Here is a 24,867-nt window from a genome sequence, read left to right on the forward strand (position 1 = left end):
TGGGAGTGTTCCATGGGGCTGCTTATCGGAATTCTGATTACCTTCCTCGTCATCGTGCTGGTGCTCTATCTCGTCCAGCGTCTGCCGCTCGACGCGCGCGCCAAGCAGATCGTCCAGATCATCGTCATCATCATCGGCATCATCTCTCTGTTGAAATATCTCGCCGTCTTCTGATGTGTCGGCTTCCAGCCAAAGGCCGCCGGATCGCAAGGCCCGGCGGCCTTTGACCGTCCGGTTGATGCTGACAGGATCTGACAGCGGCAGTGCCTAGGGTCCGGGCATCGAAAAGGAGACCCGACGATGCTGTCACCGAACCTTATCCTGCTCTATGTCGAAGACCCAACCGGAAGCGCTGCCTTCTATACCGGCCTGCTTGGACGCGAACCCGTTGCATCCTTCCCGACCTATGTCGCCTTCCAACTCGAAAACGGGCTGACGTTCAGTCTCTGGTCCACCGGTGCACGGGATTTCGTTTCGTCGGGAAGCGGTCACCGCTCTGAAGTCGCCTTCATGGTCAAGGACGATGCCGAGGTCGAGCGCCTTTATGCGGAATGGCGCAGCAAAGGGATCACGATCGAGCAGGAGCTGAAGACGGCGGTCTTCGGCCGCACCTTCGTCGCGCTGGACCCGGATGGACATCGGCTGCGCGTGTGCCGGCCCGATGATTGAAATCATCAGGTTTTGGTGGACCGAACGCGGATAGCAACGCTTATTGCGCGGCCGTCGGCGCTCTGCGGTCAAGGATGGCCTGGAACAGGGCGGCCTGACGCTCGGTCGCGGCGCGGATCGCGCTGAGCTGCCGCAGCATCGAGCCGAAAGCCGCGAGAAGTATGCCGCTCAGGATCGCGCTCAAGGCCCAAGGCAGTATGACGAGCGCCCGAAGCTGCGCCGTTGCCGGATCGGCAGCGAGCAGCGCGATCGCGGCGGCCAGAGCGGCCAGGATGATGACGATGGCGATGATTTGCAGAAGCTTACCCATGGTGTCCTCCCGTCAGGCGCGCACCGTCAGGCAGACTGCATCTCCTGTCAAGCCAGCCGCCCAGCGCGGCAACCTTGCGATCGTGATCGAAGGAACGGGACCGGCCCAACAAAAAAAGGCCGGGGCAAACCCGACCTTCCTCATCACCTTCCGTCGATGCCAGTTCATCCGTGGTCATCAGGAAGATGTGAGTGTTGTTTAGCTGTCGTTCGTGACAGGCGCATGACGTCAGCGCGTTTCTTTTCCCCTGCGCCGCCCTGCGCCAGCAACGGGCGCTCCCACTCTACCATTTGCCCAGATGCGCGCCGCCGTCCACGTTCAGCACCTCCCCGGTTATGCGCGGCGCCCCGGTCAGGAACAGGACGGCATCCGCGATCTCGGCCACGCTGGAAATGCTGTGCATCGGCGAGAGCGTGTTCAGGAAATCCCGCGGGTTGTCCTTGTGGAGCGGCGTGTCGACGACACCGGGGGCCACGACGTTGACGCGGATTCCGTCCCTTGCGTATTCCATGGCGATGTTCTTCGAGATCGCGTTGATGCCGCCCTTGGTCAGCATGGCGACCGAAGCGTTCATGCCTGCAATCGGTCGGTCGGCAAGGGGTGTCGTGATGCTGACGATGCTGCCGCCTCTTTTCTGCGAAAGCATCTGCTTGATCACAAGCTGGGTCGTGTGGAGGAATCCCTCGATGTTGGTGGCGCTCAGCTGCCGGTAGTCTTCGGCGGTGTAGTCGACGAAGGGCTTGGTGAAGAAGATGCCGGCATTGTTGACGAGCGCGTCGATCGAGCCGAACCGGGCGATCGCGGTTTCGACCACGCGTTTCGCCGTCTCCGGATCGGCGATATCGCCGTCGACCCGGGCCAGTCGGTCCGATTCGGTGATTTCGCGCGATTGGCTGACATTGCGCGAGGTTGCGACGACGCTGTAGCCCTCTGCCAGAAAAGCGTTTGTGAGGCCCGCGCCGATGCCCTGGGATGCACCGGTGATGATGGCGACTTTGTTTGTCATCTGATCTCTCCGTGGATGGACGGTTTCGGTGAGATCAATATGGCTGCTGCCAGATTGTGCGATTAGGCGGAAATATCTGGAATTACTTTTCCAACGATGCAAAAATCTTCCCATGGTCGATCTGAATGATATCGCGGTCTTTGCGGCCGTTGCCCAATTCGAGAGTTTCAGCCGGGCGGCACGTTCGCTCGGCATGCCGGTCTCCACCGTCAGCCGCAAGGTCACGGCGCTCGAGGAGCAACTGGGCGTCACGCTCATCCAGCGCACGACGCGCAAGCTCAGTCTCACGGCGCAGGGGCGCGCCTATTATGCGGAATGCGGCGAACCGCTGAAGCAGCTTCGCGACGCGGAGCGGGTGCTGAGCGAGGCACAGAGAAGACCGGAGGGGTTGCTGCGGGTCACCGTTCCCATGACCCTCGGGCAGCCGCCCTTCTTTGATTTCCTGTCCGCATTTCTGAAGACGTATCCCGAGATCGAGGTCGATCTGCTCGTCACCAACATGTTCATGGACCTCGTTGCCGAAAACATCGACGTCGCAGTGCGGTTCGGAGACTTGCGCGATTCGTCGCTTGTCGCGCAGCGTTTGGGTCGAAGCACCCATTTCCTGGTGGCCGCACCCGGCTATCTCGACAAACATGGCACCCCATCGCGACCCGAAGACCTGAGTGGCCACCGCTGTGTCCTGGTCAATGCCCGGGGCAACGAGGCCGAATGGCATCTGGTCAAGGGTGGCGAAGCGGCCAGCCTGCGTGTGACCGGGGCGGTGTCGGTCCACGATATCCAGTCGGCGAGTGCCATGACCGAGCGCGGCCACGGCATCGGCCGGCTCCCGCCGATCTTCTGTGACAGCCTGCTTGCGAGCGGCAAGCTTCTGCGCGTGCTTCCGGGATGGTCCGCGCCGGATGTCTTTGTGCATGCGGTCTATCCGACGCGGCGCTTCCTGCCATCGCGGCTGCAGGTGTTTCTGCAGGAACTCAAAGCCTGGGGCGGCCCGGCGTGGCAGCCGCTTCGGTGAGCGTGCGTTAGGGCACGATCTCCTCGAGCTTCTGCGCAAAGGCGCTGAAGCCGGCGCGGCGATAGGTAGCCTGCGCCTTCGGGTGATCCCATTCGTCCGTATGTAGCCAGATCCGGTTTGCACCTCGGTCCCAGACGGCGCGCAGCGCGCTATCGAGCAGAAATGGCCCCAGCCTTTGGCCGTAAACATCCGGGATCAGGCCGAAATGGGTGAGCTCGACATCCCCGGTATCGGCGCGGTCGAATTCACAGAGCCCGACTGCGCGGCCATCCAGCCGGACGATGTAGAGGATCGTGGAGGCGCTTCTGAGAAAGTCGTCGAGATCGGCCGTCGGCATGCGCAGCCGCTGATCCCAGCGCAACGGTTCGCCGACGGCGCGATAGAGCGAAAGAAACGCAGCGGCATCCGGACGTTCGGACGCGACCACCGCTTGCGCGATCGGTGCCGGAAACGCGTCGCCCGCCGGACGTTCGAGCATTTCCATATAGGTCACGAGCAGATGAACCGTGTTTTCTCCGGAGGGGGTTGCTTTGCTGTCATCCACGGCGTCAGCACGGCGTGCGCCGCGTCCAATTCGATTAAGGGGGGTCTTGGAGAATGGTGATCCCGCCGCGATTCGAACGCGGGACCCCCAGATTAGGAATCTGGTGCTCTATCCTGCTGAGCTACGGGACCACTTGAATAGCACCCATACAAAAGCAAGGGCTCTTCGCCAAGTGTTTTTGCGTGCGTGCCCGCGGAAATGCAGGTGGCGGCGAGCTTGGGTCGTCTCGTCCGGGTGGTGTGCCGACGCGGACCGGCAGGCTTGAAAACGACGATGAAACGGGGGCTGGTCTTCCATGTCCTCTGAATGCTAAGCAAAGCAAGCGCCGGCCCGAGGAAGCTGGCGCTCCCCATTGAGTCCTTCATCAGAGACCTGATCCACATATGTTCATCGGAATAGATTGGGGCGGCACAAAAATGGAAGTCATCGCGCTTGGCCGCGATGGCGAAACACGCGCCCGTCATCGCGTCTCGACCCCGACCAGCGGCTATGACGATTGCATCCGCGCCGTTCTCGATCTGGTTGCTGCCGCCGAGCAGACGGCGGGCGAACAGGGCTCGATCGGCATCGGCATTCCCGGCAGTCCCAATCCGCGCACCGGAATCGTGCGCAATTCCAATGCGGTGCTGATCAATGGCAAGCCCCTTGGGCGTGACCTCGAAACGGCGCTTGGCCGGCCGGTCCGGCTTGCCAACGACGCCAATTGCCTGGCGGTCTCGGAGGCGGTCGACGGCGCCGGCAAGAATGAGCATGTGGTCTTCGGCGTTATCGTCGGCACTGGCCATGGCGGCGGCCTTGCGATCGACAAGAAGGTGCACGCCGGCTACCAGGGCGTTGCCGCCGAGATCGGCCATTATCCGCTGCCCTGGATGACGCAGGACGAATATCCTGGCCACAAATGCTGGTGCGGCAAGCACGGTTGCCTCGACATGTATGCCTGCGGCACGGGTGTCGAGCTCGACTATCGCCTGACGACCGGCGGCGAGAAGCGCGGGCGCGATATCATCGAGGCGAAGCGGGCGGGCGATCCGGTTGCAACGGGCGTCTATGAGCGCTTCGTCGACCGGCTGGCGCGCAGCCTGGCACTGCTCACCAACATCGTCGACCCGGATGTCTACGTGCTTGGCGGCGGCATGTCGAATGTCGACGAGATCTACCAGGACGTGCCGCCGCGGGTCGTCAACTACCTCTTCGGCGACACGTTCGAAACGCCCATTCGCAAGGCCCTGCACGGCGACAGTTCCGGCGTGCGCGGTGCGGCCTGGCTCTGGAAGGAATGACCCCCATGAATATCGACAAGGACCTCGCCCGCATCGCGCGGCAGGAACAGGAATTGCAGTTCGAGCGCTTCGATCTCGATGCGGCGTGGGAGCTTGGCTCACTGCTGCGCAAGATGGCGGCCGAGCGCAAGCTTGGCGTCGTCATCGACATCACGCTCTTCTCGATGCAGGTGTTCTATGCCGCGCTCGACGGGGCTACGCCGGATAATCCGAACTGGGTTCGCCGCAAGCGCAACACCGTGTTCCGCCTGTTCAAGAGCAGCTATGCCACCGGCCGCGAGCTGGCCAAGGCGCAGACCAATCTGCAGGCCAAGCTCGGCCTTGCCGATGCGGATTATGCAGCGCACGGTGGCAGCTTCCCGATCGTCGTCAAAGGTACCGGCTGTATCGGTGCCGTCACCGTATCCGGCCTGCCGCAACGCGAGGACCACAACATGGTGGTCGAAGCGCTCTCGGCCCTGCTCGGCAAGGATCATGGCGCCTTGAAGCTCGAGGACTGAGAATTGGCATTGGATATAATTTCGCAATCACGCGTGCTGTCGGATTGGCTGGCAGACAAGGCCCTGCCGCTCTGGCGCGACAAGGGTGTCGATCATTCAGGCGGCTTCGTCGAGACGATCGATATGGCAGGCGAGCCGACTCGCGCCAACCGGCGTGCACGCGTTCAGCCGCGGCAGGTCTACTGTTTCGCCGAGGCCGGGCGGCGCGGCTGGTCCGGTGATTGGCGCGGTGCCGCCGAAGGCGGGCTTGCCTATTTCGATCGCATTTTCAAGCAGCCGAGCGGCTTTTACGGCGCGCTCGCCGATGCCGACGGCAATCTGCTCGATCCGTCCTTTGACCTCTACAACCAGGCCTTCGCGCTGCTTGCCTTCGCCTATCTGGGCGAGGTCGTGCCGGCCCGCAAGGCCGAGATGATCGAGCGCAGCAATGACCTTCGCTCGCGGATCGAGGCGCATGTCAAGCATCCGGTCGCCGGCTTCGAGGAAGACAATCCCTCGCGCCTGCCGCTCTGCTCCAATCCGCATATGCATCTCTTTGAGGCGTGCCTGGCGAGCGAGACGGTCGAGGGCTTCGATCGGGTTGGCTGGGCGAACCTCGCCGACGAAATTGCGCATCTGGCGATGGATTATTTCATCGATGCCGAGAGCGGTGTGCTGCGCGAATTCTTCGATCACGACTGGGCGCCGATGGCAGGCGAAAAGGGCCGGATCGTCGAGCCTGGACATCTGTTCGAATGGGCGTGGCTGCTTTTGCGCTGGGCGGAGCGCCGCGGCAGCGCCGAGGCGATCGTCAAGGCACGGCGGCTGTTCGATATCGGTGAGGCCCACGGCATCTGCGCGAACCGCAACGTCGCGATCATGACGCTTCTCGACGATCTGTCGGTGGCAGATCCGATCGCGAGGCTTTGGCCGCAGACCGAGTGGCTGAAGGCGGCCGTCCGCTTTGCCGCACTCACCAATGGTGCCGAGCGCGAGCGTTATCTTGCTTCGGCCGCGCGAGCAGCGGCGGCCCTTCAGACGTTTCTGGCGACGCCGATTGCGGGCCTTTGGCGCGACAAGCAGAAGGCCGACGGCACCTTCGTCGAGGAGCCGGCGCCGGCGAGCAGCTTCTACCATATCCTCTGCGCCATTTATGAAACCGAGGACTGCCTAGCCCGGATCTGATTTGCCGATCCAGAGTATCGCTTTCATTATGGCCCGTCGCGATTGCGGCGGGCCATTTTCTTTGCTCCGAGGGGTAAATGTGATTGCCGCATATGTTGACATAAAGATATCTTTATGTGATTGACTTGCCTTAGTGTTTGTCGTTTTCAGAACGGGAGATTTCCCATGTCCGCCATCGACGCCCTTTTCGGCGATGTTTCCTGCAAGCCGGATGGCTCCGAGATCAAGCGGGCGCTGGCCCAGGCCGCGCGCGAACGCATCCTGATCATGGATGGCGCGATGGGCACGGAGATCCAGCAGCTCGGCTTTGTCGAGCAGCATTTCCGCGGCGACCGATTTGGCGGCTGCGCCTGTCATCAACAGGGCAACAACGACCTTCTGACGCTGACCCAGCCGAAGGCGATCGAGGACATCCATTACGCCTATGCCATCGCCGGCGCGGATATCCTTGAAACCAACACGTTCTCCTCGACCCGCATCGCCCAGGCCGATTACGGCATGGAAGACATGGTCTATGATCTCAACCGCGATGGTGCCCGAGTGGCTCGGCGCGCGGCCAAGCGGGCCGAAGCCGCAGACGGTCGCCGCCGTTTCGTCGCCGGCGCGCTCGGGCCGACGAACCGCACGGCGTCGATTTCGCCCGACGTCAACAATCCCGGTTATCGCGCCGTCACCTTCGACGATTTGCGAATCGCCTATGCCGAACAGATCCGCGGTCTGATCGACGGCGGCGCCGACATCATTCTGATCGAGACGATCTTCGATACGCTGAACGCCAAGGCGGCGATCTTCGCGACCAAGGAAGTCTTTGCGGAGAAGGGTATCGACCTGCCCGTCATGATCTCCGGCACGATCACCGACCTCTCGGGCCGCACCCTGTCCGGGCAGACGCCGACGGCCTTCTGGCACTCGGTGCGCCATGCCGAGCCTTTCACCATCGGGCTCAACTGCGCGCTCGGCGCCAATGCCATGCGCGCCCATATCGACGAACTTTCAAGCGTTGCCGATACCTTCGTCTGCGCCTATCCCAATGCCGGCCTGCCGAACGAGTTCGGCCAGTACGACGAAACGCCGGAGCAGATGGCCGCCCAGGTGGAAGCCTTTGCGCGCGACGGGCTGCTCAACATTGTCGGCGGCTGCTGCGGCTCGACGCCGGCCCATATCAGCGCGATCGCCAAGGCCGTTGCCAAGCATCCGCCGCGCGAGATCCCCAAGGTCGAGCCGCTGATGCGGCTCTCCGGGCTGGAGCCCTTCACGCTCACCTCCGACATTCCCTTCGTCAACGTCGGCGAGCGCACCAACGTCACCGGCTCGGCGAAGTTCCGCAAGCTGATCACTGCCGGCGATTATTCGGCCGCTCTCGACGTCGCGCGCGACCAGGTGGCGAACGGCGCCCAGATCATCGACATCAACATGGACGAGGGCCTGATCGATTCGAAGCAGGCGATGATCGAGTTCTTGAACCTCGTCGCCTCCGAACCCGATATCGCCCGCGTTCCCGTGATGATCGATTCGTCGAAGTGGGAAGTGATCGAGGCGGGCCTGAAATGCGTTCAGGGCAAGCCGCTGGTCAATTCCATCTCGATGAAGGAAGGCGAAGAGGCGTTCCTGCACCATGCCAGGCTTTGCCGCGCCTACGGTGCCGCCGTCGTCATCATGGCCTTCGACGAGGTCGGCCAGGCCGACACCCAGGCGCGCAAGATCGAGATCTGCACACGCGCCTACAAGCTCCTGACGGAACAGGCGGGCTTCCCGCCCGAAGACATAATCTTCGATCCGAACATCTTCGCCGTGGCGACGGGCATCGAGGAACACAACAACTACGGTGTCGACTTCATCGAGGCGACGCGCGAGATCATCAAGACCCTGCCGCACGTGCATGTGTCGGGCGGCGTCTCCAACCTCTCCTTCTCGTTCCGCGGCAACGAGCCGGTGCGCGAGGCAATGCACGCGGTGTTCCTCTACCACGCCATCCAGGCGGGCATGGACATGGGCATCGTCAACGCCGGCCAGCTCGCCGTCTATGACGCCATCGATGCCGATCTGCGCGAGGCCTGCGAGGACGTGGTGCTCAACCGCCGCGCCGATTCGACCGAGCGCATGCTGGAGATCGCTGAGCGCTATCGCGGACAGGGCGGCTCGCAGGGCCGCGAGAAGGATCTTTCCTGGCGCGAATGGTCGGTGGCAAAGCGCCTCGAACATGCGCTGGTCAACGGCATCACCGAATACATCGAGGCTGATACCGAGGAGGCTCGGCTTGAGGCAGCGCGGCCGCTGCATGTCATCGAGGGCCCGCTGATGGCCGGCATGAACGTCGTCGGCGACCTCTTCGGTTCCGGCAAGATGTTCTTGCCGCAGGTGGTCAAATCCGCACGCGTTATGAAGCAGGCGGTCGCCGTGCTCTTGCCGCACATGGAGGCAGAAAAGCTCGCCAATGGCGGCGAGGCGCGCGAAAGCGCCGGCAAGATCCTGATGGCGACGGTCAAGGGCGACGTGCACGACATCGGCAAGAACATCGTCGGCGTCGTGTTGGCCTGCAACAATTACGAGATCATCGATCTCGGCGTCATGGTGCCCTCGGCGAAGATCCTCGAAGTGGCGCGCGAGCAGAAGGTCGACATCATCGGTCTCTCTGGCCTGATCACGCCCTCACTGGATGAAATGGTGCATGTCGCCTCGGAACTTGAGCGCGAAGGCTTCGACGTACCGCTGCTGATCGGCGGCGCGACCACCAGCCGCGTGCACACCGCCGTCAAGATCAATCCGCGCTACGATCGCGGCCAGACGGTCTACGTGACCGATGCCAGCCGCGCCGTCGGCGTCGTATCGAGCTTGCTCTCGCCCGAAGCGCGCGACAATTACATGGAGACGGTTCGGGCGGAGTATCGCAAGGTCGCCGACGCGCATGCGCGCAACGAGGCGGAAAAGCGCCGGCTGCCCCTGTCGCAGGCACGTGCCAATCAGCATCGGGTTGACTGGTCGAATTATCAGGCCAAGACGCCCTCGTTCCTCGGCACGCGCGTGTTCGAAAGCTGGGATCTGGCGGAGCTTGCCCGCTACATCGACTGGACGCCGTTCTTCCAGACCTGGGAGCTGAAGGGCGTCTATCCGAAGATCCTCGACGACGAGGCGCAAGGTGCGGCTGCCCGCCAGTTGTTCGACGACGCGCAGGCGATGCTGAAAAAGATCATCGAGGAGAAGTGGTTTGCGCCGAAGGCGGTTGTCGGCTTCTGGCCGGCAGGCACGGTCGGCGACGATATCCGGCTCTTTACCGGAGAGGATCGGGCCGCTGAACTTGCGACCTTCTTCACGCTGCGCCAGCAACTCAGCAAGCGCGATGGCCGTGCGAACGTGGCCCTTTCCGACTTCGTCGCGCCTGTTGATAGCGGCTCCAACGACTATGTCGGCGGTTTCGTTGTCACAGCCGGCATCGAGGAAGTGGCGATCGCCGAGCGCTTCGAGCGCGCCAACGACGATTACTCCTCGATTATGGTCAAGGCGCTGGCCGATCGTTTCGCCGAGGCCTTTGCCGAGCGCATGCATGAATATGTGCGCACCGAACTCTGGGGTTATGCGGCGGACGAGACGTTTACGCCCGTGGAGCTGATTGGGGAGCCCTATGCCGGCATCCGCCCGGCGCCGGGTTATCCGGCCCAGCCCGATCACACGGAAAAGGCAACGCTCTTCCGGCTGCTTGACGCAGAAGCAACGATCGGCGTCAGCCTCACCGAGAGCTATGCGATGTGGCCGGGTTCGTCGGTTTCCGGCCTCTATATCGGCCATCCCGAAGCCTATTACTTCGGTGTCGCCAAGGTCGAGCGCGACCAGGTCGAGGACTATGCGACACGTAAACGCATGCCGGTGCGCGAGGTCGAGCGCTGGCTGTCGCCGATCCTCAACTACGTGCCGATGCCTGAGACCGAAGCGGCCGAGTAGCGTCGCCTGAGGGCGAGATGACGAGCCGACAAGGGCTCGTCAATGCCGTCATTGCGCGTCGCCTTTGGGCTCGTCTTCGAGTGCGACAAGGAAAGCCGTGAGCGCGGCATTGAAGCGGTCGGGCCGCTGCAGCGGGGCGAAGTGGCTGACGCCATCGAGAAGGATGAACGCGGCGCCGGGAATGCTGCGGGCGAGATGGTCAGCATGCTCGTGTTTGATGAACTCGTCGTTTTCGCTTTGGACGATCACGACCGGCACGCGGATCTTGCCGAGATCTTCCGCCGTGTAGTTCGGCTCGGTTCTCTGCATTTCGCTGACGGCGTCGACGAAGGTGCTGAAATCGTCGGGCGTCGCCGACAGCGCGCGGTAGTCTTCGGCATGACGGCTGAAGCAACGGTCGAGCACCGGGCTCGGCTCGATGTCCTTCGTTCCGCTCGGGTCCATGTTGCAGGCGAAGAAGAAGACGCCGCTGACGCGTTCCGGCGTCTGTGAGGCGAGGATAAGCGCGATGCAGGCGCCATCGCTCCAGCCGGCAAAGGCGGCCTTCTGAATATCCAGCCTGTCCATCACCGCAAGCACGTCCGCCGCCATCAGTTCGTAGGTGTAGGGCTTTCGGTCGCGGGTGCTGCGGCCATGGCCGCGGCTGTCGATCAGGATGACGCGGTGGCCAGTGTCGAGCAGGGCCGGGACTTGAAAGCCCCAGTTGCCGCTGTGGCCAAGGCCGCCGTGCAAGAGGATAACCGGTTCGCCCGATCCATAGGTCGCATACCAGATTCGTGCGCCGTCACGCTCGACACGGCCTTCACCCGTTGCTGCGGGCAGGGGCGTTGCGCCATGCTCGGCGAAGGCCGCAAGGTTGTCATCGCTGTGTTCCATGCATGCGGCCTCCGCTGCCAAATTCGCGGCACGCCTAGTTTACCGGCTGCGGCTCGGGAAAGTACCAGGTTCCGTCGAGGATTTCCTTGCGCGGCCGGTAGAGCCGCACCGTATAGTTCCAGCCGTCGACCACGGGCAGGCAGTTGGCGATCTTGCCGTCGCAGCCGCCGAACTGGATCGAGACGCTGCCATCGTCGCCCTTCTTGGCGGTGATATTGTTGATCGCGTAGGCATTGTAGGCGTTCTTTTCGTAGAAGCCTTGCGCGTCGTAGACGCTGACCGACCAGAAGGCATCGACCGGTACGTCCTTGACGTCGAGCTTGTAGATGGTCTTGCCGTCGTTCTTGGCGGGCGTGACGTTGAGATAGGACGCGTCCTTGTCGGGGTTGCCGCCCCAGCCGGTCGCGGTGCCGATCAGATGGCGGATCGGGTCGACGTCGGCCTTGGTGCCGAAGGCCTTCTTGAAGTCCGGCATGGTGGCGCCGAGCGCAAGCAGGGCTTCGCGCACCTTCTTCTGGCTGGCCGGGTCCCAGGCCGGGATTTCGAACGTGCCTTCCTTCTCCTGGGTCACCTTGATCGCATCCTGCAGGGCGTGGACTTCGGCGATATCCTTCTGGTCGGTCGGATCGACCAGGGTGCGGACGCCGACAACGGCGTAGCGCGTGCCGACCTTTTCCTTGGTCAACGTCACCTCTCCGGCGCCGTAGACGACCTCCGGCACATAGTGGTCCTCATTGACCACCTGCAGCGACATGAAGCGTTTTCCCGCGTCCGGCATGGTGACCGTAACCGGGCCCGCGTCGAGATCGAACACGGCCGATGAATAGAGCGTATCGCGGTTGAGGCGAATGACGGTCTGATTGTCGATCGAAGCCGGTTCGCGCCGATGCACGAATTTGCCGAAGGCGCCGTCCTTGACCATGGAGGCGAGGTACATGTCGCTCTCGGCACGAACGAAGTTGTCGACACCGACGGTTACGGGGTCGGCGGCGCTTGCCTGGGTTGCGGCAGCCATCGCCAGTGCACTGGCAATGAGGAACGAACGATAGTGTTTCATATTCAAATCCTCGTTGATCAGTTGGCGCGCCGCATCGGCGGCGCTTTCCATTTTCCGTCCAATGCGTCCGGCTTTGGCCAGTAGAGCCGCATGGCGGTGAAGAACGGGCCGCTCGGCGCCGGCAGCCAGTTTGCTTCCTTGTCAGGCCCAGGGCTCTCGTGCTGGACGTAGAGCGTCACGCCGCCATCGGCGTCCTTTTGCAGGTTCGGTAGCATCGGCGAGTTGATGAGATAGCGGTTAAGCGGATTGGCGTAGAGCAGGCTCGACGGCAGTTCGTAGAGGGTCAGCGACCAGAAGGCGTTGACCGGCGGCAGTTGCTCGGGTTCGAAGCGCAAGGTGTAGTGGCCCGACCCGGTCAGCGGCTTCTTCTGGTCATCGACGAAATAGGCGGGATAGAGAGCTTCGTCCTTCGAGTTGCCGTAGATACCGAGAACCGCGCCGGACATGCGCTGCATATAGTCGTTCTTCAGGAACTCCCGCGTGCCGAACGCGTCGGCACTCGAAGCCTTGCCGGTGTCGATTTCGGTTTCCTTGTGTTCCTTGAACGCCGCCCAGGCGTCCGCCATGCCGTCAGTGATCGCCTTCTGGATCTCCGGCGAGAAAGCCGTGATGTCGAACGTCTTGCCCGCACCGATGTTCAGATCGGCGAAACGCTGCATCAGCGCCGTTTCGGACGGGTGCGTCGGGCAGTAATGCAGGATAAAATTCAGGACCCTGTAGAAGTCAGGCGAGGTCTTTTCGTCAGCCGCGCTCAACGGGGTGATAAAATCGACGGCCGCGGCCGGTGCCGGAGCCGGCTGACCAAGGAAGCTCGACAGCAGCTCGACCCTGTAGCCCGCCTGGATCTTCTTGACGTTCTCGATGTCGGCGGGATCAAACATCTGCGTGCGGTAAAGCACGAAAGCGAATTCCGTTTCCGACCGGATCACCGCCTTGATCCCGGGCGGGGTTTCACCCTTCCAGCCCGGTCCCGCCAGCAGGAAGGTGCCAGCCTCGCTGCCGGTGGCGCGACTTCCGACATAGGCGAAATTGAAGGTGTACATGTCGACGAACTGGAGCGAGTAGTAGCGCTCCTTCTCGACCGCCGGCACGGTCAGGACCAGCGGCTCGGCGCGCAGGTGCGCGCCCAGGAAGGAGTAGGGCGTATCGGAATTTGGCGTCTGGATCGCCTTGTCGTCAGGCGTATAGACCCGCGCGGTATTGTTGAGCGTATTCCAGCCGCTCTTGAACTCGGGATTGCCGTGATCGACGAAATAGGAATGCTGCACCCTGTAGCTGTCGACCAGCGGGAAACCGTAGATATAGGCGTCCTTGGCAATGGCGCGCGCCTCGTCCGCAGAGAGGCCTGCATCGGCAGCCCTCGCGCTCGTCAACTTGAGTGCGGGAAGTGCCGTGGCAAGAGCGCCGAGCACCAGCAGAGACCGTCGTTTGAGCATGGCAGCTTCCTTCGGATGATCGCCTGTAATCGTGGCACTTCAGCGAGGTCCTGCAAGTACGTAACGGTTACGGCCTGGTCGACGCGTCTCGTCCATGCGTGCCGATGGCGCCGCCCGCCAAGCTGCGGTACCATTGCCTCTGGAGTACATCGCACGTTGAGAGCCCGTCGATGGAGCGCCGTCTCGCAGCCGTCCTGATCGCGGATGTCGTCGGTTACAGCCGCTTGAGCCGGCTGGACGAGGAAGGGACGCGCTTGCGATTCCAGTCGGATCTCGGCGATATTCTCGAGCCGCTTTTCCGCGAGCATCACGGGCGTCTGGTGAAGACGATGGGCGATGGCCTGCTCGTCGAATTCCGCAGCGTTGTCGACGCGACCCAATGCGCAGTCGAGATCCAGCGGCGCAAGGCGGAGGCGGAAGCCGACAAGGCGCCAGATGGCGAGAGGCTGGACTTCCGCATCGGCATCAATCTTGGCGACATCATCGTCGAGGGTGACGACATCCATGGCGACGGCGTCAACATCGCCGATCGGGTCCAGGGACTTGCCGAGCCGGGTGGTATTGCGATCTCCGGCACGGCTTACGACCAGGTCAGCTCCAAGCTGAAAGTCGGATTTGCGTCCCTGGGTCAACAGACGGTCAAGGGGCTTGCCGAGCCGATCCGGGTTTACCGGGTCCTCCTCGATCCGGGGGCCGCCGGCAGGACGGTTGTCGAGAAGCCTCGACGCAATGCGGCCTGGGTGAAGGGATCGGTCGTTGGTCTCGTCGCGATTGCGCTGTCGACTGCGGTCGCCTGGTGGCAGCCTTGGACGTGGATCGGGCAGGAGGGGATGGCGCAGCGCTTCGCCTATCCGCTGCCGGACCAGCCTTCGGTTGCCGTGCTGCCCTTCATCAATGTCAGCGGCGACAGCGATCACGACCATTTGGCCGAGGGGCTGACGGACGATCTCATCACAGAACTCTCGAAAGTGTCCGGCCTCTTTGTCATCGCGCGCCATTCGGTGTTCGCGCTGAAGGGCAGTACCGACAAGATCCAGGACGTGGCCGCCGAGCTTGGCGTACACTATGTGCTGGAGGGCACGCTGCAGCGGGCGGACCAGCGGTTGCGCATCAACGTCAAGCTGATCGATGCGATGAGCGGTCTTTCGCTCTGGGCCGAGCGCTACGATCGGCAATACGCCGACCTCTTTGCGGTTCAGGACGACGTGATCGGCAAGATCATCGCAGCGCTCGAGGTCAAGCTCAGCGAGGGCGAACGCGACCAGCTGGCGCGCATTCCGACGGACAATCTCGAGGCCTACGACAACTACATGCGCGCCGAGCAGCAGGGCTTGATCTGGCGCGACGTCGACACCTATCGCCAGACGCTTTCCTATTATCAGCGGGCGATCGATCTCGATCCGAAGTTCGCCGATGCGCATGCCGGTATCGCCCGGGTCGCCGTCGACGTCTGGCGCAACGACTACAACTATCTCTGGTCCGCGGCCGTGGCGCGCAAGATCGCCTATGATGCGGCGGGACAGGCCCTGAAGCTCGACGCCAACAACGCCCGCGCCCATACCGTGCTGGCGCTGCTGCAGCTGGTGGACGGCCGTCCCCTTGAGGCAAAGGAATCGGCGCTTCGAGCCGTCTCGGCGCAGCCGGGGGATGCCGAGGCGCTCGCCAATCTGGCGCTGATACTGGCCCAGACCGGTGAACACGAGCAGGCGCTCGACGATATCGAGCGGGCGCTGAGGCTTGATCCGTCGCCATCTTCGAGCCTGCAGCTGCTTTCGGGCATCGTCTATTACACGACGCGTCACCTTGAGAAGGCGATCCCCCTGATTGAAGCGGCCGGCGCATCCTTGCCAAAGGCGGAGGCGGTGCGGGAGTATCTGGCGTCGGCCTATGCCCAGCGCGGCGACCAGCAGAGTGCGGCCGCCGAAGCGGACGAGCTGTTGAAGCTCTTCCCGGACACGAACCTGAGCTACTACGGCTATCTCTACGACTACTGGCGCGAAGAGGATCTCTATCGCCACCTCTTCGGCCTTCGCGTCGCCGGTATTCCGGAATGGCCCTTCGGCTTCGTCGGCGCCGCCAGCGACCGGCTCGGCCCGGCCGAGCTGAAACAACTGACCACCGACAAGACCTGGGTCGGCGTGCACAAGAACGGCACGGGCTTTGCGCAGTTTTTCGACAAGGACGGCAACACCGCCTATCGCACCAGCAACACCAACATCACCGGTCGGATTGAAGTGAAGGGCAACCAGCTCTGCGAAAAATATGACGGCTATTTTCTCGACCGCATGGTCTGCGGCTATGTCTACCGCAATACGGCAAAGGGCGAGCGCACGGCGGACTACATCAATGTCACGCCGCAGTCGCTGAAGTTCTTCTCGATCGAGAAGTGACGGTTGTCATCGCCGAGCCGCCGGCCTTCAGGGCCGGGGCTGCGTCCAGTTGATGTTCGCCTTCTCGGTGAGCAGCGTCTGCTCGACCTCGGACCAGTGCTTGCGCGAATCGACCACCTTGTTCGGGTTCTTCACCAGTCCGTCGGCTGCGCCCGGATCGTAGCTGAGATAGAGCTTGTCCTTGATGATGCGCCAGGCTTTGGGATCGATGTTGGTCGTGACCGTGCCGAAGGAGACGCCATCGGCGCAGTAGCCGCCATATTGCGGCGCATAGCGGGTCGGCTCCTTGATGAACTGGTCGCGATGCTCGGCGCTGGCAAACTGCCAGGTGGCGCCAAGCCAGCGATAGCTGAATTCGGGTGATCCTTCGACAGCCTTGTTCTCGGTGAAATAGGCGACGGGATCGTAACCCTTGATCGCCACGTCACCGAAGTAGCCGGTGTTCACGGGCTCTTCTGCCAGTGACGGGACGGCCGGCGCAAGGAACGCCGCTGTCGCCGCGATTATAAATCGTATGGAGTGTCGAGACATGCCGTTTCCTCCGTTTCCGGATCTATTGACGTTTCGTGCATTCGCCGTAGAGCCATTCGCCGACAAGCTCGGCCTTCTGGCAGGTGGCGCCGGCCTTCAACAGAAGTTCGGCGGCCGGCCAATAGGACCGCCAGCCGGCCTGGGTGAGCGGCGTATAGCCGTTGCGCTCCTTGGCTTCGATGTCTGCCTTGTTGGCAAGCAGGAAGGCGACCACTTCGGCGTGGCCTTCTTCGGCTGCTGCATGCAGAGGCGACATCTTGTAGAAGTTGGCGACGTCGTTGACCGCCGCGCCCTTGGCGACGAGTAGTTTGACGGTTTCGAGATTGCCGCCATAGGCCGCGGCGTGAAGCGCGGTGAGACCACCCTTATTGCGGATCTCGATGTCGTTGCCGCGCTCGATGAGAAGGGCGACGACCTCGGCGCGACCCTTGAGAGCGGCAATCAACAGCGCCGGTTCACCGGCCGCATCCGGCTCGGTTATGTCGGTTCCCTGATCGAGCAACTGTTTGACGCGTTCCGTGTCGCCGTCCCGTGCCGCGTCATGCAAAGGACCCGCGTTCGCCGCCGCGGCGAAGAACGCCACCGCGACCAGCGAAGCAAAGAGAGATTTCATCGCGTAACCTCCGCCCCAGCTTCGGTCTCGCCAATTAGGAAGGGCGAAAATACCACAGGGCGGCCGGCGGAAACAGGCATTAGCGCCGCCCGATCCATACTCCTTTTGGGTGTCTGCGATGAGGAATGCCTGTCAGGCGGCGACCTGCATCAGGTCGAGCATGCGGCCGATTGCGCTCGGGATGGGGGCGATGATCGGCGTCGAAAACATCGGCTGGAGCTCGTCGGCCGCCTGGCCGAGCGGGCCGCCGCCGATGATGACGGCCTCGGCGCCGTCGAGCTCGATGCATTGGCGGACCGCATCGCCGAGAGCCGAAAGCAGCCGATCCGGGTGGGCGGAAAGCGCCAGCGGATCGCCCGAAGTGCAACGGATGCCGGTATATTGTTCCCAGACGCCGAGATCGCGGGCGCGGTCGTCGATCGCCTGGATCAGTTCCGGCGTCGTGGTGGCGACGCCGAATTTGCGGCCGCCCTGTGAGGCCTCGATCATCGAGGCCTCACAGATTCCGATGACGGGGATATCGAGCCGGTGCTTGAGCGCGGCAAGGCCGGGATCGCCGAAGGCGCTGACGACGATGCCGAGGCATCCGGCCTCATGCTTTTCGCCGATCTCGACGACCTCGGCAGCGGATGCGTCCAGCTGCTCCGGCGTGACGATCATCGGCGGGTTCCGCATGGCCGTGGCGACTGCCACGGCCATGCGTCCTGATGCCGCCCGGCGTGCGATGGCGACCATCATGTCGCTCGTGGCACGCGAACTGTTCGGGTTGATCAGAAGGATATGTGCGCTCACGTTCTCAGTTCCACGCCGACTTTGATTTCAGAAGTGTCAGCCTTTGCCAGGTCGGCATCGGCAGGCTGGGTGAGGTCTTCCATCGACATGCCGTAGGTTTCGGGGCCGAGCTGGATGCAGAAGGCAAAGACCGCATACATGCCGGCGGCAAGCCCGAAGACACCGACCATGCCGTAGACGTCGAAGAGGGCGCCGGCGATGGTGGGGACGAAGGAACCCGCGGCCGAACCGGTTGCCAGGATCAGCGCCACGCCGAAGGCGCGGATGCGGGTCGGAAAGAGTTCGGGCGCATAGATCCAGATCGAGGTGTTGAGCAGCAGCACGAAGAACTGGAAGATCGCGCCGAACATCAGCACCAGATAGATGTTGGTGCCGAGATAGGCGATCGAGACCGCCGCGAGGCAGGCGAACACGGCGCCGAGCGTCAGCACCTTCTTGCGCGGAAAGTAGTAGCCGAACATCGAGGCGGCGATGGCACCAAGCACGCTGCCGCTCTGGATGATCATGCTGTAGAGCAGGCTGCCCTGCAGCGTGTAGCCCATGGAGACGAAGATGATCGGCATCAGCGTCAGCACGGAAAGCTGGGCGCCGTAGCTCATCAGGATGGCGATGGCGACGGGGATCGTGCGGCCGATGAAGGGCGCGCGGAAGAGTTCCTTCCAGTCGCTCTTGGCCGGCTCTTCGTCCTTCAGGTGATCCTTGGTCAGATACTCCTGGACCTTGAGATTGCGCGGGCGCAACGAGCCGGAGGCAAGGATGGAGAGCACCTTGTTGGCTTCGTCGATCTTGCCCTGCGAAGCCAGGAAGCGCGGGGTCTCCGGCACGAAGCGGCGGTAGAAGACGACGAGCAGAGCCGGGAGCGCGAGGGCGGCGAAGAGCCAGCGCCAGCTGTTTTCACCCGGGAAGAGGGTGAAGATCATCAGGCCGAAGGCGGGCGCCAGGAAGTTGCCGAAGCCGCCGGCGCCGACATTGACGAGGCCGGCCGCCGTGCCGCGGAATTTCGGCGAGCAGAATTCCGACAGCATGGTAACGGCCGTCGAGATTTCGCCGCCGACGCCGAAGCCGACGATGGCACGGGCAAAGCAGAGCGTGGCGAAGTTCGGCGCCATGGCGCAGGCGGCCGAGCCAATGGTGAAGAGCAGGAGGTTGATGGTCAGCATCACGCGTCGGCCGTAGCGGTCGCCGAGGATGCCTGAAAGCAGGCGGCCGATCGCCGCGCTGCCAAAGGTGATGGTGTTGAGGAAACCGATGTCGGTGCCGGTAAGGCCCCAATGTTCTTTCAGGATCGGGCCGGCAACGCCGATGGTGTTCTGTTCGAAGCTGTCGAACAGGCAGCCGATGAGCACGAGGGCGAGAATTTGCTTGTGGGCGCCGGTGACGCCGATCTTGGTGAAGGCTGATTCCAACTGTCTGATGACCGGCGATGACCTGCCGGACGGTACCATATTTTCCGCTGCCATGGTTCGTTCCCCTTTATGGCTTAACAACGTGAAAATGTGAAAACTCAGTTTCATGAAATCTACATCATGAAATCTGAGTTTCATAGGAGATTCTATGACGCGCTGCGAAAGGAAATGGCCGCTCGCAACCCAGGTTATGGAATGCAGATTTCGTGCCACTCGACGGGAAACGACAGTTTCTCGTTTGCCGTCAAAAGCTTGGCGACAGATTGCACTCTAACGGGCGGTTGAAACCCAGATTTCTTGTGCTCGAAAAATGTTCTGCCGTTTCAGGCAAATGCCCAATCGGCGCTCACAATTCGTCGAGAGCGTCGTTGATCGCCTCGATGCCGCGCAGGCGGTTTCGGCCGGCGGGACCGGCGATTTCGATGCAACGCGTGGTGAGCAGATGGCAGAGCGCCATCACCGAGACGTGGTTGAACAGGGGCCCCGGCGCCAGCGTCTGGCAGCGGAAATGCCATTCTGCCTGGTTGAGGAAGGGAACGCCTTCGTCGGTGATATAGAGCAGCCTTGCGCCCGATTTTTCGAGCTGCGCGAGGATCGGTTCCATCAACGTGACGCGCCGGCGCAGGCCGAAAAGGATGACGACGTCGTCGTTGTTGATGCTGACCAGATGTTCGCCGAGCGTCTGGCCGCCGCCGGGAATGGCCGAGATGTGCTCGACCACCTGTGTCATCTGCCATTGCAGATAGGTGGCGAAGGAATGGCTGGCGCGAAAGCCGATGACCCAGACTTTGCGGGCGCCAAGGATGGCGGTTGCCGCCGCCGTCACCTGGGTTTCGGAAATGGCGAGAAAGGTCGCTTCGATATTGGCCACGCCCTGCGCCACATGGGACGTGAGCGACTGCTCGCCGCCGCTGTCGGTGGCGGTTGCAAGGAACAGGCGCGAACCGGTCTGCTTGTCGGCGCGGGCATGCCGACGCGCTTCTTCGTAATTGTCGTAGCCGAGCCGCTGGATGAAGCGAGAGACCGTCGCCTTCGACACATGTGCGAGCGCCGCCAGTTCCTGGGCTGAGTAGCTGGCGACCTCGCCTGGAAAATCGCAGAGGAAGTCGCCCAGCCGCCGCTCGGCCGGATGCAGTTCCGGCAGCACTTGGCGAACACGGGTGAGGAAGGAACGTTCTTTCGGGCTCATGCGATGTCCATGAAACTGGCGTTTCACGGCAATCTCTGATTTTCGCGGGGATATTGCAAGCGAGGCGGGCGGATGCCGCCTCGCTTTCAACGGCTGCAGACGCGGGCGGTTGCCCGCGTGCGTCAGTATTTCGACGGCACGTAGAGTTCCGGCGGCAGAACCTTGCGCTCGTAGTCCGGGTTGAAGACGCGTTCCGGCAGGGAGATTTCCTCGTGCGGCACGTCCTCGTAGGGGATCTGCCTCAACAGGTGGTCGATACAGTTCAGACGGGCGCGCTTCTTGTCGTTGCCTTCGACGATATGCCAGGGTGCTTCCGGGATGTTGGTTCGGGCGAAGGTCTCCTCCTTGGCCTTGGTGTAACCTTCCCAGCGCACCCGCGACTGCAGATCCATCGGCGACAGCTTCCACTGCTTCAACGGGTCGTGAATGCGCACCAGGAAGCGCATCTGCTGCTCCTCGTCGGTGATCGAGAACCAGTACTTCACCAGCCGGATGCCGGAGCGAACCAGCATGCGCTCGAATTCCGGCACGTCGTCGAAGAACTGCTCGACCTGGTCCTCGGTGGCGAAGCCCATGACGCGCTCAACGCCGGAGCGGTTGTACCAGGAGCGGTCGAAGAGCACGATCTCGCCGCCGGCCGGCAGGTGCGGCACGTAGCGCTGGAAATACCATTGCGTCTTTTCGCGGTCGGACGGTGCCGGCAGCGCGACGACACGCACGACGCGGGGATTGAGCCTCTGGGTGATGCGCTTGATGACGCCGCCCTTGCCAGCGGAATCGCGGCCCTCGAAGATCACCACCACCTTTTCCTTGTGATGGACCACCCAGTCCTGCAGCTTGATCAGTTCCGACTGCAACTTCAGCAGCGAGCGGAAGTAATCGATGCGCGGGATCGATGGCGGGTGGTTCTTGCGGTAGATCTTGCGGATCTCTTCCGACAGCGCCGGTTCGGAAAGCTCGAGTTCGTAGTCCTCGTCGAGCGTGTCGGCCAGTTCCGCTTCCAGCCAGTCCTGCGTTTCGATCTCGTCGTTCGACCTGTTCATCTGACCCTCCGGATTGCGTGTGTTCGACGACAACTTTGCGTGATGCCATCGTTAGTCGGCTTATTTCACAGCCGCATGAAGGGAATTTGACGCTGACCTCCACGCCCCGATCGGCGCTATCCCTTGATGTACCAGCCCCAGGGCTCGTCGGCGTCGAAACTGGTGATCTGCTTGGTCTCCAGATAATTGGAAAGGCCCCAGCGGCCGAGCTCACGGCCGATGCCCGATTGCTTGTAGCCACCCCAGGGTGCTTCGGTGAAGGTCGGCTGCGAGCAGTTGATCCAGACGATGCCAGCGCGAAAAGCGCGGGCGACGCGCTCGCAGCGGTCCCTGTCGGCCGACATGACGGCGGCTGCAAGACCGAAGCGGCTGTTGTTGGCCATGCGGATCGCGTCGGCCTCTTCGCCAAACGGCTTGACGCAGACGACCGGACCAAAGATCTCCTCGCGCCAGACGTAACTGTCTTCGCGCATATCGGTCAGCACCGTCGGTTCGATGAAGTAGCCGCTGTTGAGGCCGGCCGGGCGGCCGCCGCCGGCAGCCACCGTGGCGCCGTCCTGGCGGGCGCGGTCGATCGCGCCCATGATCTTGTCGTACTGCCCCTTCGAGACGATCGGCCCGAGCAGGTTTCCGTCTTCCAGACCATTGCCGATGGTGATCTTCGCCGCTTCTTCGCAGAGGCGCTTGACGACGGTCTCGTAGATCGTCTCCTCGACGAGCACGCGCGAGGTCGCCGAGCAGACCTGGCCCTGGTTCCAGAAGATGCCGAACATGATCCATTCGACGGCCTTGTCGATGTCGCTGTCGGCAAAGACGACGAAGGGCGACTTGCCGCCGAGTTCGAGGCTGACATTCTTGATGTCCTGGGCACCGGCCATCATCACCTTGCGGCCGGTGACGACGGAGCCGGTGAAGGCAAGCTTGTCGACCAGTGGATGCTCGGTCAGCGGCTGGCCGGCGTCCTGGCCGGTGCCGGTGAGGATGTTGAGCACGCCGGCCGGCAGCCCGACTTCCTCGGCGATGACGCCGAGCTCAAGTGCTGTCAGCGGTGTCAGCTCCGACGGTTTGAGCACGATGGTGCAGCCGGCGGCCAGCGCCGGCGCCACCTTCCACGACACCATCAGCAACGGATAGTTCCACGGGGTGATCGCGCCGACGACGCCCAGCGGTTCGCGCACGGCGCGTGACGTGAAGCGGCTGTCGCCGACGGCGATCGCCTCCTCAGGGCTGGTGTCCAGTTCCTCGGCGAGGCCGGCATAATAGCGGAAGCAGCCTGCAGCATCGTCGATGTCCCACAATGCTTCCGGCAGCGGTTTGCCGTTGTCGGCGACTTCGAGCCGGGCCAGCGAGTGGCGCTTTTCCTCGATCTTGGCGGCGATTGCACGCAGATAGGCGGCGCGCTCGCTGCCCGAAAGTTTTGGCCAGGGGCCGCTATCGAAGGCGATGCGGGCCGCCTTTGCGGCCCGGTCCACGTCCTCGTAGGTTGCCGCAGGTGCACGATGGATGATCTCCTCCGTCGCCGGATCGATCACGTCGAGCGTGCCGCCGCGCCGCGGTTTTTCCCATTTGCCATCGATGAACAACCGGTCCTGCATGCAATACCCCTTTATAGCCCGGTGCGAGTATGGCCAGTCAAAGTGAAACACGCCAGCCGTAAGTTACGGCTGGCGTTGATCTTTTTGCCGCGAGACACTGCTCTGACGGTCGGTCGCCGACCCGCGCCACGCGAGGAACGGCAGAACCGGAAGCACGGCGCAGGCGCTGGCAAAGAGCCAGAACTGCCCGAGGGTCACGAGATCGCTGGTATAGAAGGCTCCCGAGACGATGCCGGCGATCAAGCAGGCATCCATGAGTGGCAAGCTCACGGCGTAAAACACTGCCTGGCGCTCCAGGGACAGGCAGCGTTGCAGGAGGGTAAAGTAGGTAGCGAAAGCGATCATCTCCGGTATGCCGCCGACGATCAGCAGTCCGCTGGCCACCAGGGAGTTGGGGGCAAAAATCAGCGCGAAGGTCGAAAGGCCTTCGAGCAGGCTGGAGAGAAGATAGGCGCGAAGCAGCGCCTGCGTACTGGTCAAAGCTCCCGCCAATCGGTGCGAGACGACGGCACCAATCAGGGCGCCGGCGCCCTGTGCCGCCAGAAGCAAGGTCCACATCTCCGGGCCGAGATGAAACTGGTCACGACTGAGCCAGAACAGGAACGGCTGCAGTGTCCCGAGCGAGACCATGTAGCCGAAGGCCGGGAGCAGCAAAGCCCAGAGCAAGGGGTTCTCGCGAAACATCGCAAGGGTTTCCCGTCCGAAGCCCGATGCGTGCGAGGGTGCCGCGTTCTCCTACACCGGCTTGTCGCGTGGTTGAAGCACCAGCAGAAGGGCTGCCCCGATCTGGGCAAGGGACAGCGCAAGAAGGGTTGTCACGATCGAGGTGGAGGCAGCTGCCAGACCCGCCGCCGGCGGACCGAAAATCTTGGCGAAGCGGTCGATCGCCTGGAAGGCGGTGTTGGCCTCCATGTTGCGGCCGGCTGGAACGACGGCGGCGCGCAGCATCAACAGACCCGGCGTGACCACCGCGTCCGCAGCGCCGATGACCAGGACGATCATGTGCAATGTCATTGCGTCCGGCGCGAACGCAAGGCCGGGAATGGCGATGGCGGTCACCGACAGGCAGCACAGCACCGGAAGCTGCGGGCCGCTGCGCCGTAGGAGCGAGGCGACGATCGGCGCAAGCAGGAGGCTCGGCAGCAGACGCAAGGCAAGACTGCCGACCAGTTCCGCACCGGCGCCGAAGCGGCTTGCAACGACGAGCGGCAGCGCGGCGACGAGCATCCAGGAGCAGAAGGAATCGACGGTGAGGACGAGGCTGATGCGCCGGAAGGCGGCATCGCCCCAAAGATTGGATTTGTCCATAGGAGAGCCCGATGAGACGCAATCGATCTCGGGTCTGCTGTATTGGGCAGGTTTGATGAGATCGAATGCGAACAGGATAAGCCCGCGCAAGAGGCGGACGGTTCTGGGCTCACAGATGCAAGCCCCGCCTTGCGGGGCAAATCAGGCCATCAAATGGGGTTCGCTCGACATGGTCAGCCATTTACCATGGGTGCTTCTCAGGTGACA

General features: G+C 62.8%; 24 protein-coding genes and 1 tRNA gene. 9 read left to right on the forward strand and 16 right to left on the reverse strand.

The features are described from left to right. The first annotated feature begins 12 nt into the window (after positions 1–12). Both BLU15_RS11305 and BLU15_RS11310 read left to right on the forward strand, forming a co-directional pair. On the forward strand, positions 13–174 hold the full coding sequence (locus BLU15_RS11305) for a Thivi_2564 family membrane protein (RefSeq protein ID WP_089044368.1): 162 nt from the start codon (positions 13–15) through the stop codon (positions 172–174). Between the two features lie 126 nt (positions 175–300). Next, a complete protein-coding gene (locus BLU15_RS11310) occupies positions 301–669 on the forward strand; it encodes a VOC family protein (RefSeq protein ID WP_060582868.1) in 369 nt (122 codons plus the stop codon). A gap of 40 nt (positions 670–709) precedes the next feature. Here the strand turns inward: BLU15_RS11310 and BLU15_RS11315 are convergent, their stop codons facing one another. Further along, a complete protein-coding gene (locus BLU15_RS11315; RefSeq protein WP_090295394.1) occupies positions 710–979 on the reverse strand; it encodes a hypothetical protein in 270 nt (89 codons plus the stop codon). Between BLU15_RS11315 and BLU15_RS11320 the strand changes: the two genes are divergently transcribed. Next, positions 978–1,181, forward strand: coding sequence for a hypothetical protein (locus BLU15_RS11320; protein ID WP_090295397.1), 204 nt, complete (start codon positions 978–980; stop codon positions 1,179–1,181). The two genes, BLU15_RS11315 and BLU15_RS11320, sit on opposite strands and share 2 nt — an antisense overlap. Positions 1,182–1,262: 81 nt before the next feature. On the opposite strand, the gene BLU15_RS11325 is transcribed toward BLU15_RS11320, so the two are convergent. Next, complete coding sequence (locus BLU15_RS11325; protein WP_090295399.1) at positions 1,263–1,985, reverse strand: SDR family NAD(P)-dependent oxidoreductase; 723 nt, start codon at positions 1,983–1,985, stop codon at positions 1,263–1,265. A 112-nt stretch (positions 1,986–2,097) separates the two neighbouring features. Here BLU15_RS11325 and BLU15_RS11330 point away from each other — a divergent pair, with 112 nt between their 5' ends. Next, positions 2,098–3,000: a LysR family transcriptional regulator gene (locus BLU15_RS11330; RefSeq protein ID WP_090295402.1), complete on the forward strand. Its 903-nt coding sequence runs from the start codon at positions 2,098–2,100 to the stop codon at positions 2,998–3,000. 7 nt (positions 3,001–3,007) lie between these two features. On the opposite strand, the gene BLU15_RS11335 is transcribed toward BLU15_RS11330, so the two are convergent. Together BLU15_RS11335 and BLU15_RS11340 are read right to left on the reverse strand one after the other, a co-directional pair. Then, on the reverse strand, positions 3,008–3,544 hold the full coding sequence (locus tag BLU15_RS11335) for a GNAT family N-acetyltransferase (protein WP_244546730.1): 537 nt from the start codon (positions 3,542–3,544) through the stop codon (positions 3,008–3,010). A gap of 54 nt (positions 3,545–3,598) precedes the next feature. Next, a tRNA-Arg gene (locus BLU15_RS11340) sits at positions 3,599–3,675 on the reverse strand. Positions 3,676–3,927: 252 nt separating this feature from the next. Here BLU15_RS11340 and BLU15_RS11345 point away from each other — a divergent pair. The 4 genes from BLU15_RS11345 to metH all read left to right on the forward strand — a co-directional run bounded on the left by BLU15_RS11345 (position 3,928) and on the right by metH (position 10,424). Then, positions 3,928–4,824 carry an ROK family protein gene (locus BLU15_RS11345; protein WP_090295407.1) on the forward strand — a complete coding sequence of 299 codons (897 nt, stop codon included), beginning with the start codon at positions 3,928–3,930 and terminating at the stop codon, positions 4,822–4,824. A 5-nt stretch (positions 4,825–4,829) separates the two neighbouring features. Continuing rightward, positions 4,830–5,324: a heme-degrading domain-containing protein gene (locus BLU15_RS11350; RefSeq protein ID WP_034802370.1), complete on the forward strand. Its 495-nt coding sequence runs from the start codon at positions 4,830–4,832 to the stop codon at positions 5,322–5,324. A 9-nt stretch (positions 5,325–5,333) separates the two neighbouring features. Then, positions 5,334–6,488: an AGE family epimerase/isomerase gene (locus BLU15_RS11355; RefSeq protein WP_162728692.1), complete on the forward strand. Its 1,155-nt coding sequence runs from the start codon at positions 5,334–5,336 to the stop codon at positions 6,486–6,488. Between the two features lie 165 nt (positions 6,489–6,653). Then, the gene (gene metH, locus BLU15_RS11360) at positions 6,654–10,424 is read left to right on the forward strand and encodes a methionine synthase (RefSeq protein WP_090295414.1); all 3,771 of its coding nucleotides are present in this window, start codon (positions 6,654–6,656) and stop codon (positions 10,422–10,424) included. Between the two features lie 48 nt (positions 10,425–10,472). Here the strand turns inward: metH and BLU15_RS11365 are convergent, their stop codons facing one another. From BLU15_RS11365 to BLU15_RS11375, 3 genes are read right to left on the reverse strand one after another with little or no spacing between them, the layout of a single operon-like run. Then, positions 10,473–11,300: an alpha/beta fold hydrolase gene (locus tag BLU15_RS11365; protein ID WP_060521353.1), complete on the reverse strand. Its 828-nt coding sequence runs from the start codon at positions 11,298–11,300 to the stop codon at positions 10,473–10,475. Between the two features lie 34 nt (positions 11,301–11,334). Then, a complete protein-coding gene (locus tag BLU15_RS11370; protein WP_090295475.1) occupies positions 11,335–12,357 on the reverse strand; it encodes a DUF1254 domain-containing protein in 1,023 nt (340 codons plus the stop codon). Positions 12,358–12,374: 17 nt separating this feature from the next. Further along, a complete protein-coding gene (locus tag BLU15_RS11375) occupies positions 12,375–13,793 on the reverse strand; it encodes a DUF1254 domain-containing protein (RefSeq protein ID WP_090295415.1) in 1,419 nt (472 codons plus the stop codon). 170 nt (positions 13,794–13,963) lie between these two features. On the opposite strand from BLU15_RS11375, the gene BLU15_RS11380 reads away from it, so the two are divergent. Further along, positions 13,964–16,183 carry an adenylate/guanylate cyclase domain-containing protein gene (locus BLU15_RS11380; RefSeq protein ID WP_090295418.1) on the forward strand — a complete coding sequence of 740 codons (2,220 nt, stop codon included), beginning with the start codon at positions 13,964–13,966 and terminating at the stop codon, positions 16,181–16,183. Between the two features lie 27 nt (positions 16,184–16,210). On the opposite strand, the gene BLU15_RS11385 is transcribed toward BLU15_RS11380, so the two are convergent. The 9 genes from BLU15_RS11385 to BLU15_RS11425 form a co-directional block, all read right to left on the reverse strand. Next, the gene (locus BLU15_RS11385) at positions 16,211–16,714 is read right to left on the reverse strand and encodes a YHS domain-containing (seleno)protein (protein WP_051659626.1); all 504 of its coding nucleotides are present in this window, start codon (positions 16,712–16,714) and stop codon (positions 16,211–16,213) included. 22 nt (positions 16,715–16,736) lie between these two features. Further along, positions 16,737–17,327: an ankyrin repeat domain-containing protein gene (locus tag BLU15_RS11390; protein WP_060611016.1), complete on the reverse strand. Its 591-nt coding sequence runs from the start codon at positions 17,325–17,327 to the stop codon at positions 16,737–16,739. Between the two features lie 132 nt (positions 17,328–17,459). After that, positions 17,460–18,119 (reverse strand): aspartate/glutamate racemase family protein, encoded by a 660-nt coding sequence (locus BLU15_RS11395; protein ID WP_060521350.1) that lies wholly within the window; start codon positions 18,117–18,119, stop codon positions 17,460–17,462. Further along, the gene (locus tag BLU15_RS11400) at positions 18,116–19,579 is read right to left on the reverse strand and encodes an MFS transporter (RefSeq protein ID WP_034802351.1); all 1,464 of its coding nucleotides are present in this window, start codon (positions 19,577–19,579) and stop codon (positions 18,116–18,118) included. The genes BLU15_RS11395 and BLU15_RS11400 overlap by 4 nt, the downstream gene beginning before the upstream one ends. 292 nt (positions 19,580–19,871) lie before the next feature. Further along, positions 19,872–20,714 (reverse strand): MurR/RpiR family transcriptional regulator, encoded by an 843-nt coding sequence (locus BLU15_RS11405; RefSeq protein ID WP_034802348.1) that lies wholly within the window; start codon positions 20,712–20,714, stop codon positions 19,872–19,874. Between the two features lie 122 nt (positions 20,715–20,836). Continuing rightward, positions 20,837–21,757 carry a polyphosphate kinase 2 gene (gene ppk2 / locus BLU15_RS11410; RefSeq protein ID WP_060530005.1) on the reverse strand — a complete coding sequence of 307 codons (921 nt, stop codon included), beginning with the start codon at positions 21,755–21,757 and terminating at the stop codon, positions 20,837–20,839. Between the two features lie 116 nt (positions 21,758–21,873). Then, positions 21,874–23,352 (reverse strand): aldehyde dehydrogenase family protein, encoded by a 1,479-nt coding sequence (locus tag BLU15_RS11415; protein ID WP_090295421.1) that lies wholly within the window; start codon positions 23,350–23,352, stop codon positions 21,874–21,876. Positions 23,353–23,415: 63 nt separating this feature from the next. After that, complete coding sequence (locus BLU15_RS11420; protein ID WP_090295424.1) at positions 23,416–24,036, reverse strand: MFS transporter; 621 nt, start codon at positions 24,034–24,036, stop codon at positions 23,416–23,418. 51 nt (positions 24,037–24,087) lie between these two features. Further along, a complete protein-coding gene (locus tag BLU15_RS11425; protein ID WP_090295426.1) occupies positions 24,088–24,660 on the reverse strand; it encodes an MFS transporter in 573 nt (190 codons plus the stop codon). Positions 24,661–24,867: the final 207 nt, after the last annotated feature.

This window comes from Ensifer sp. YR511 (assembly GCF_900103045.1).
Lineage (GTDB): Bacteria > Pseudomonadota > Alphaproteobacteria > Rhizobiales > Rhizobiaceae > Ensifer > Ensifer adhaerens.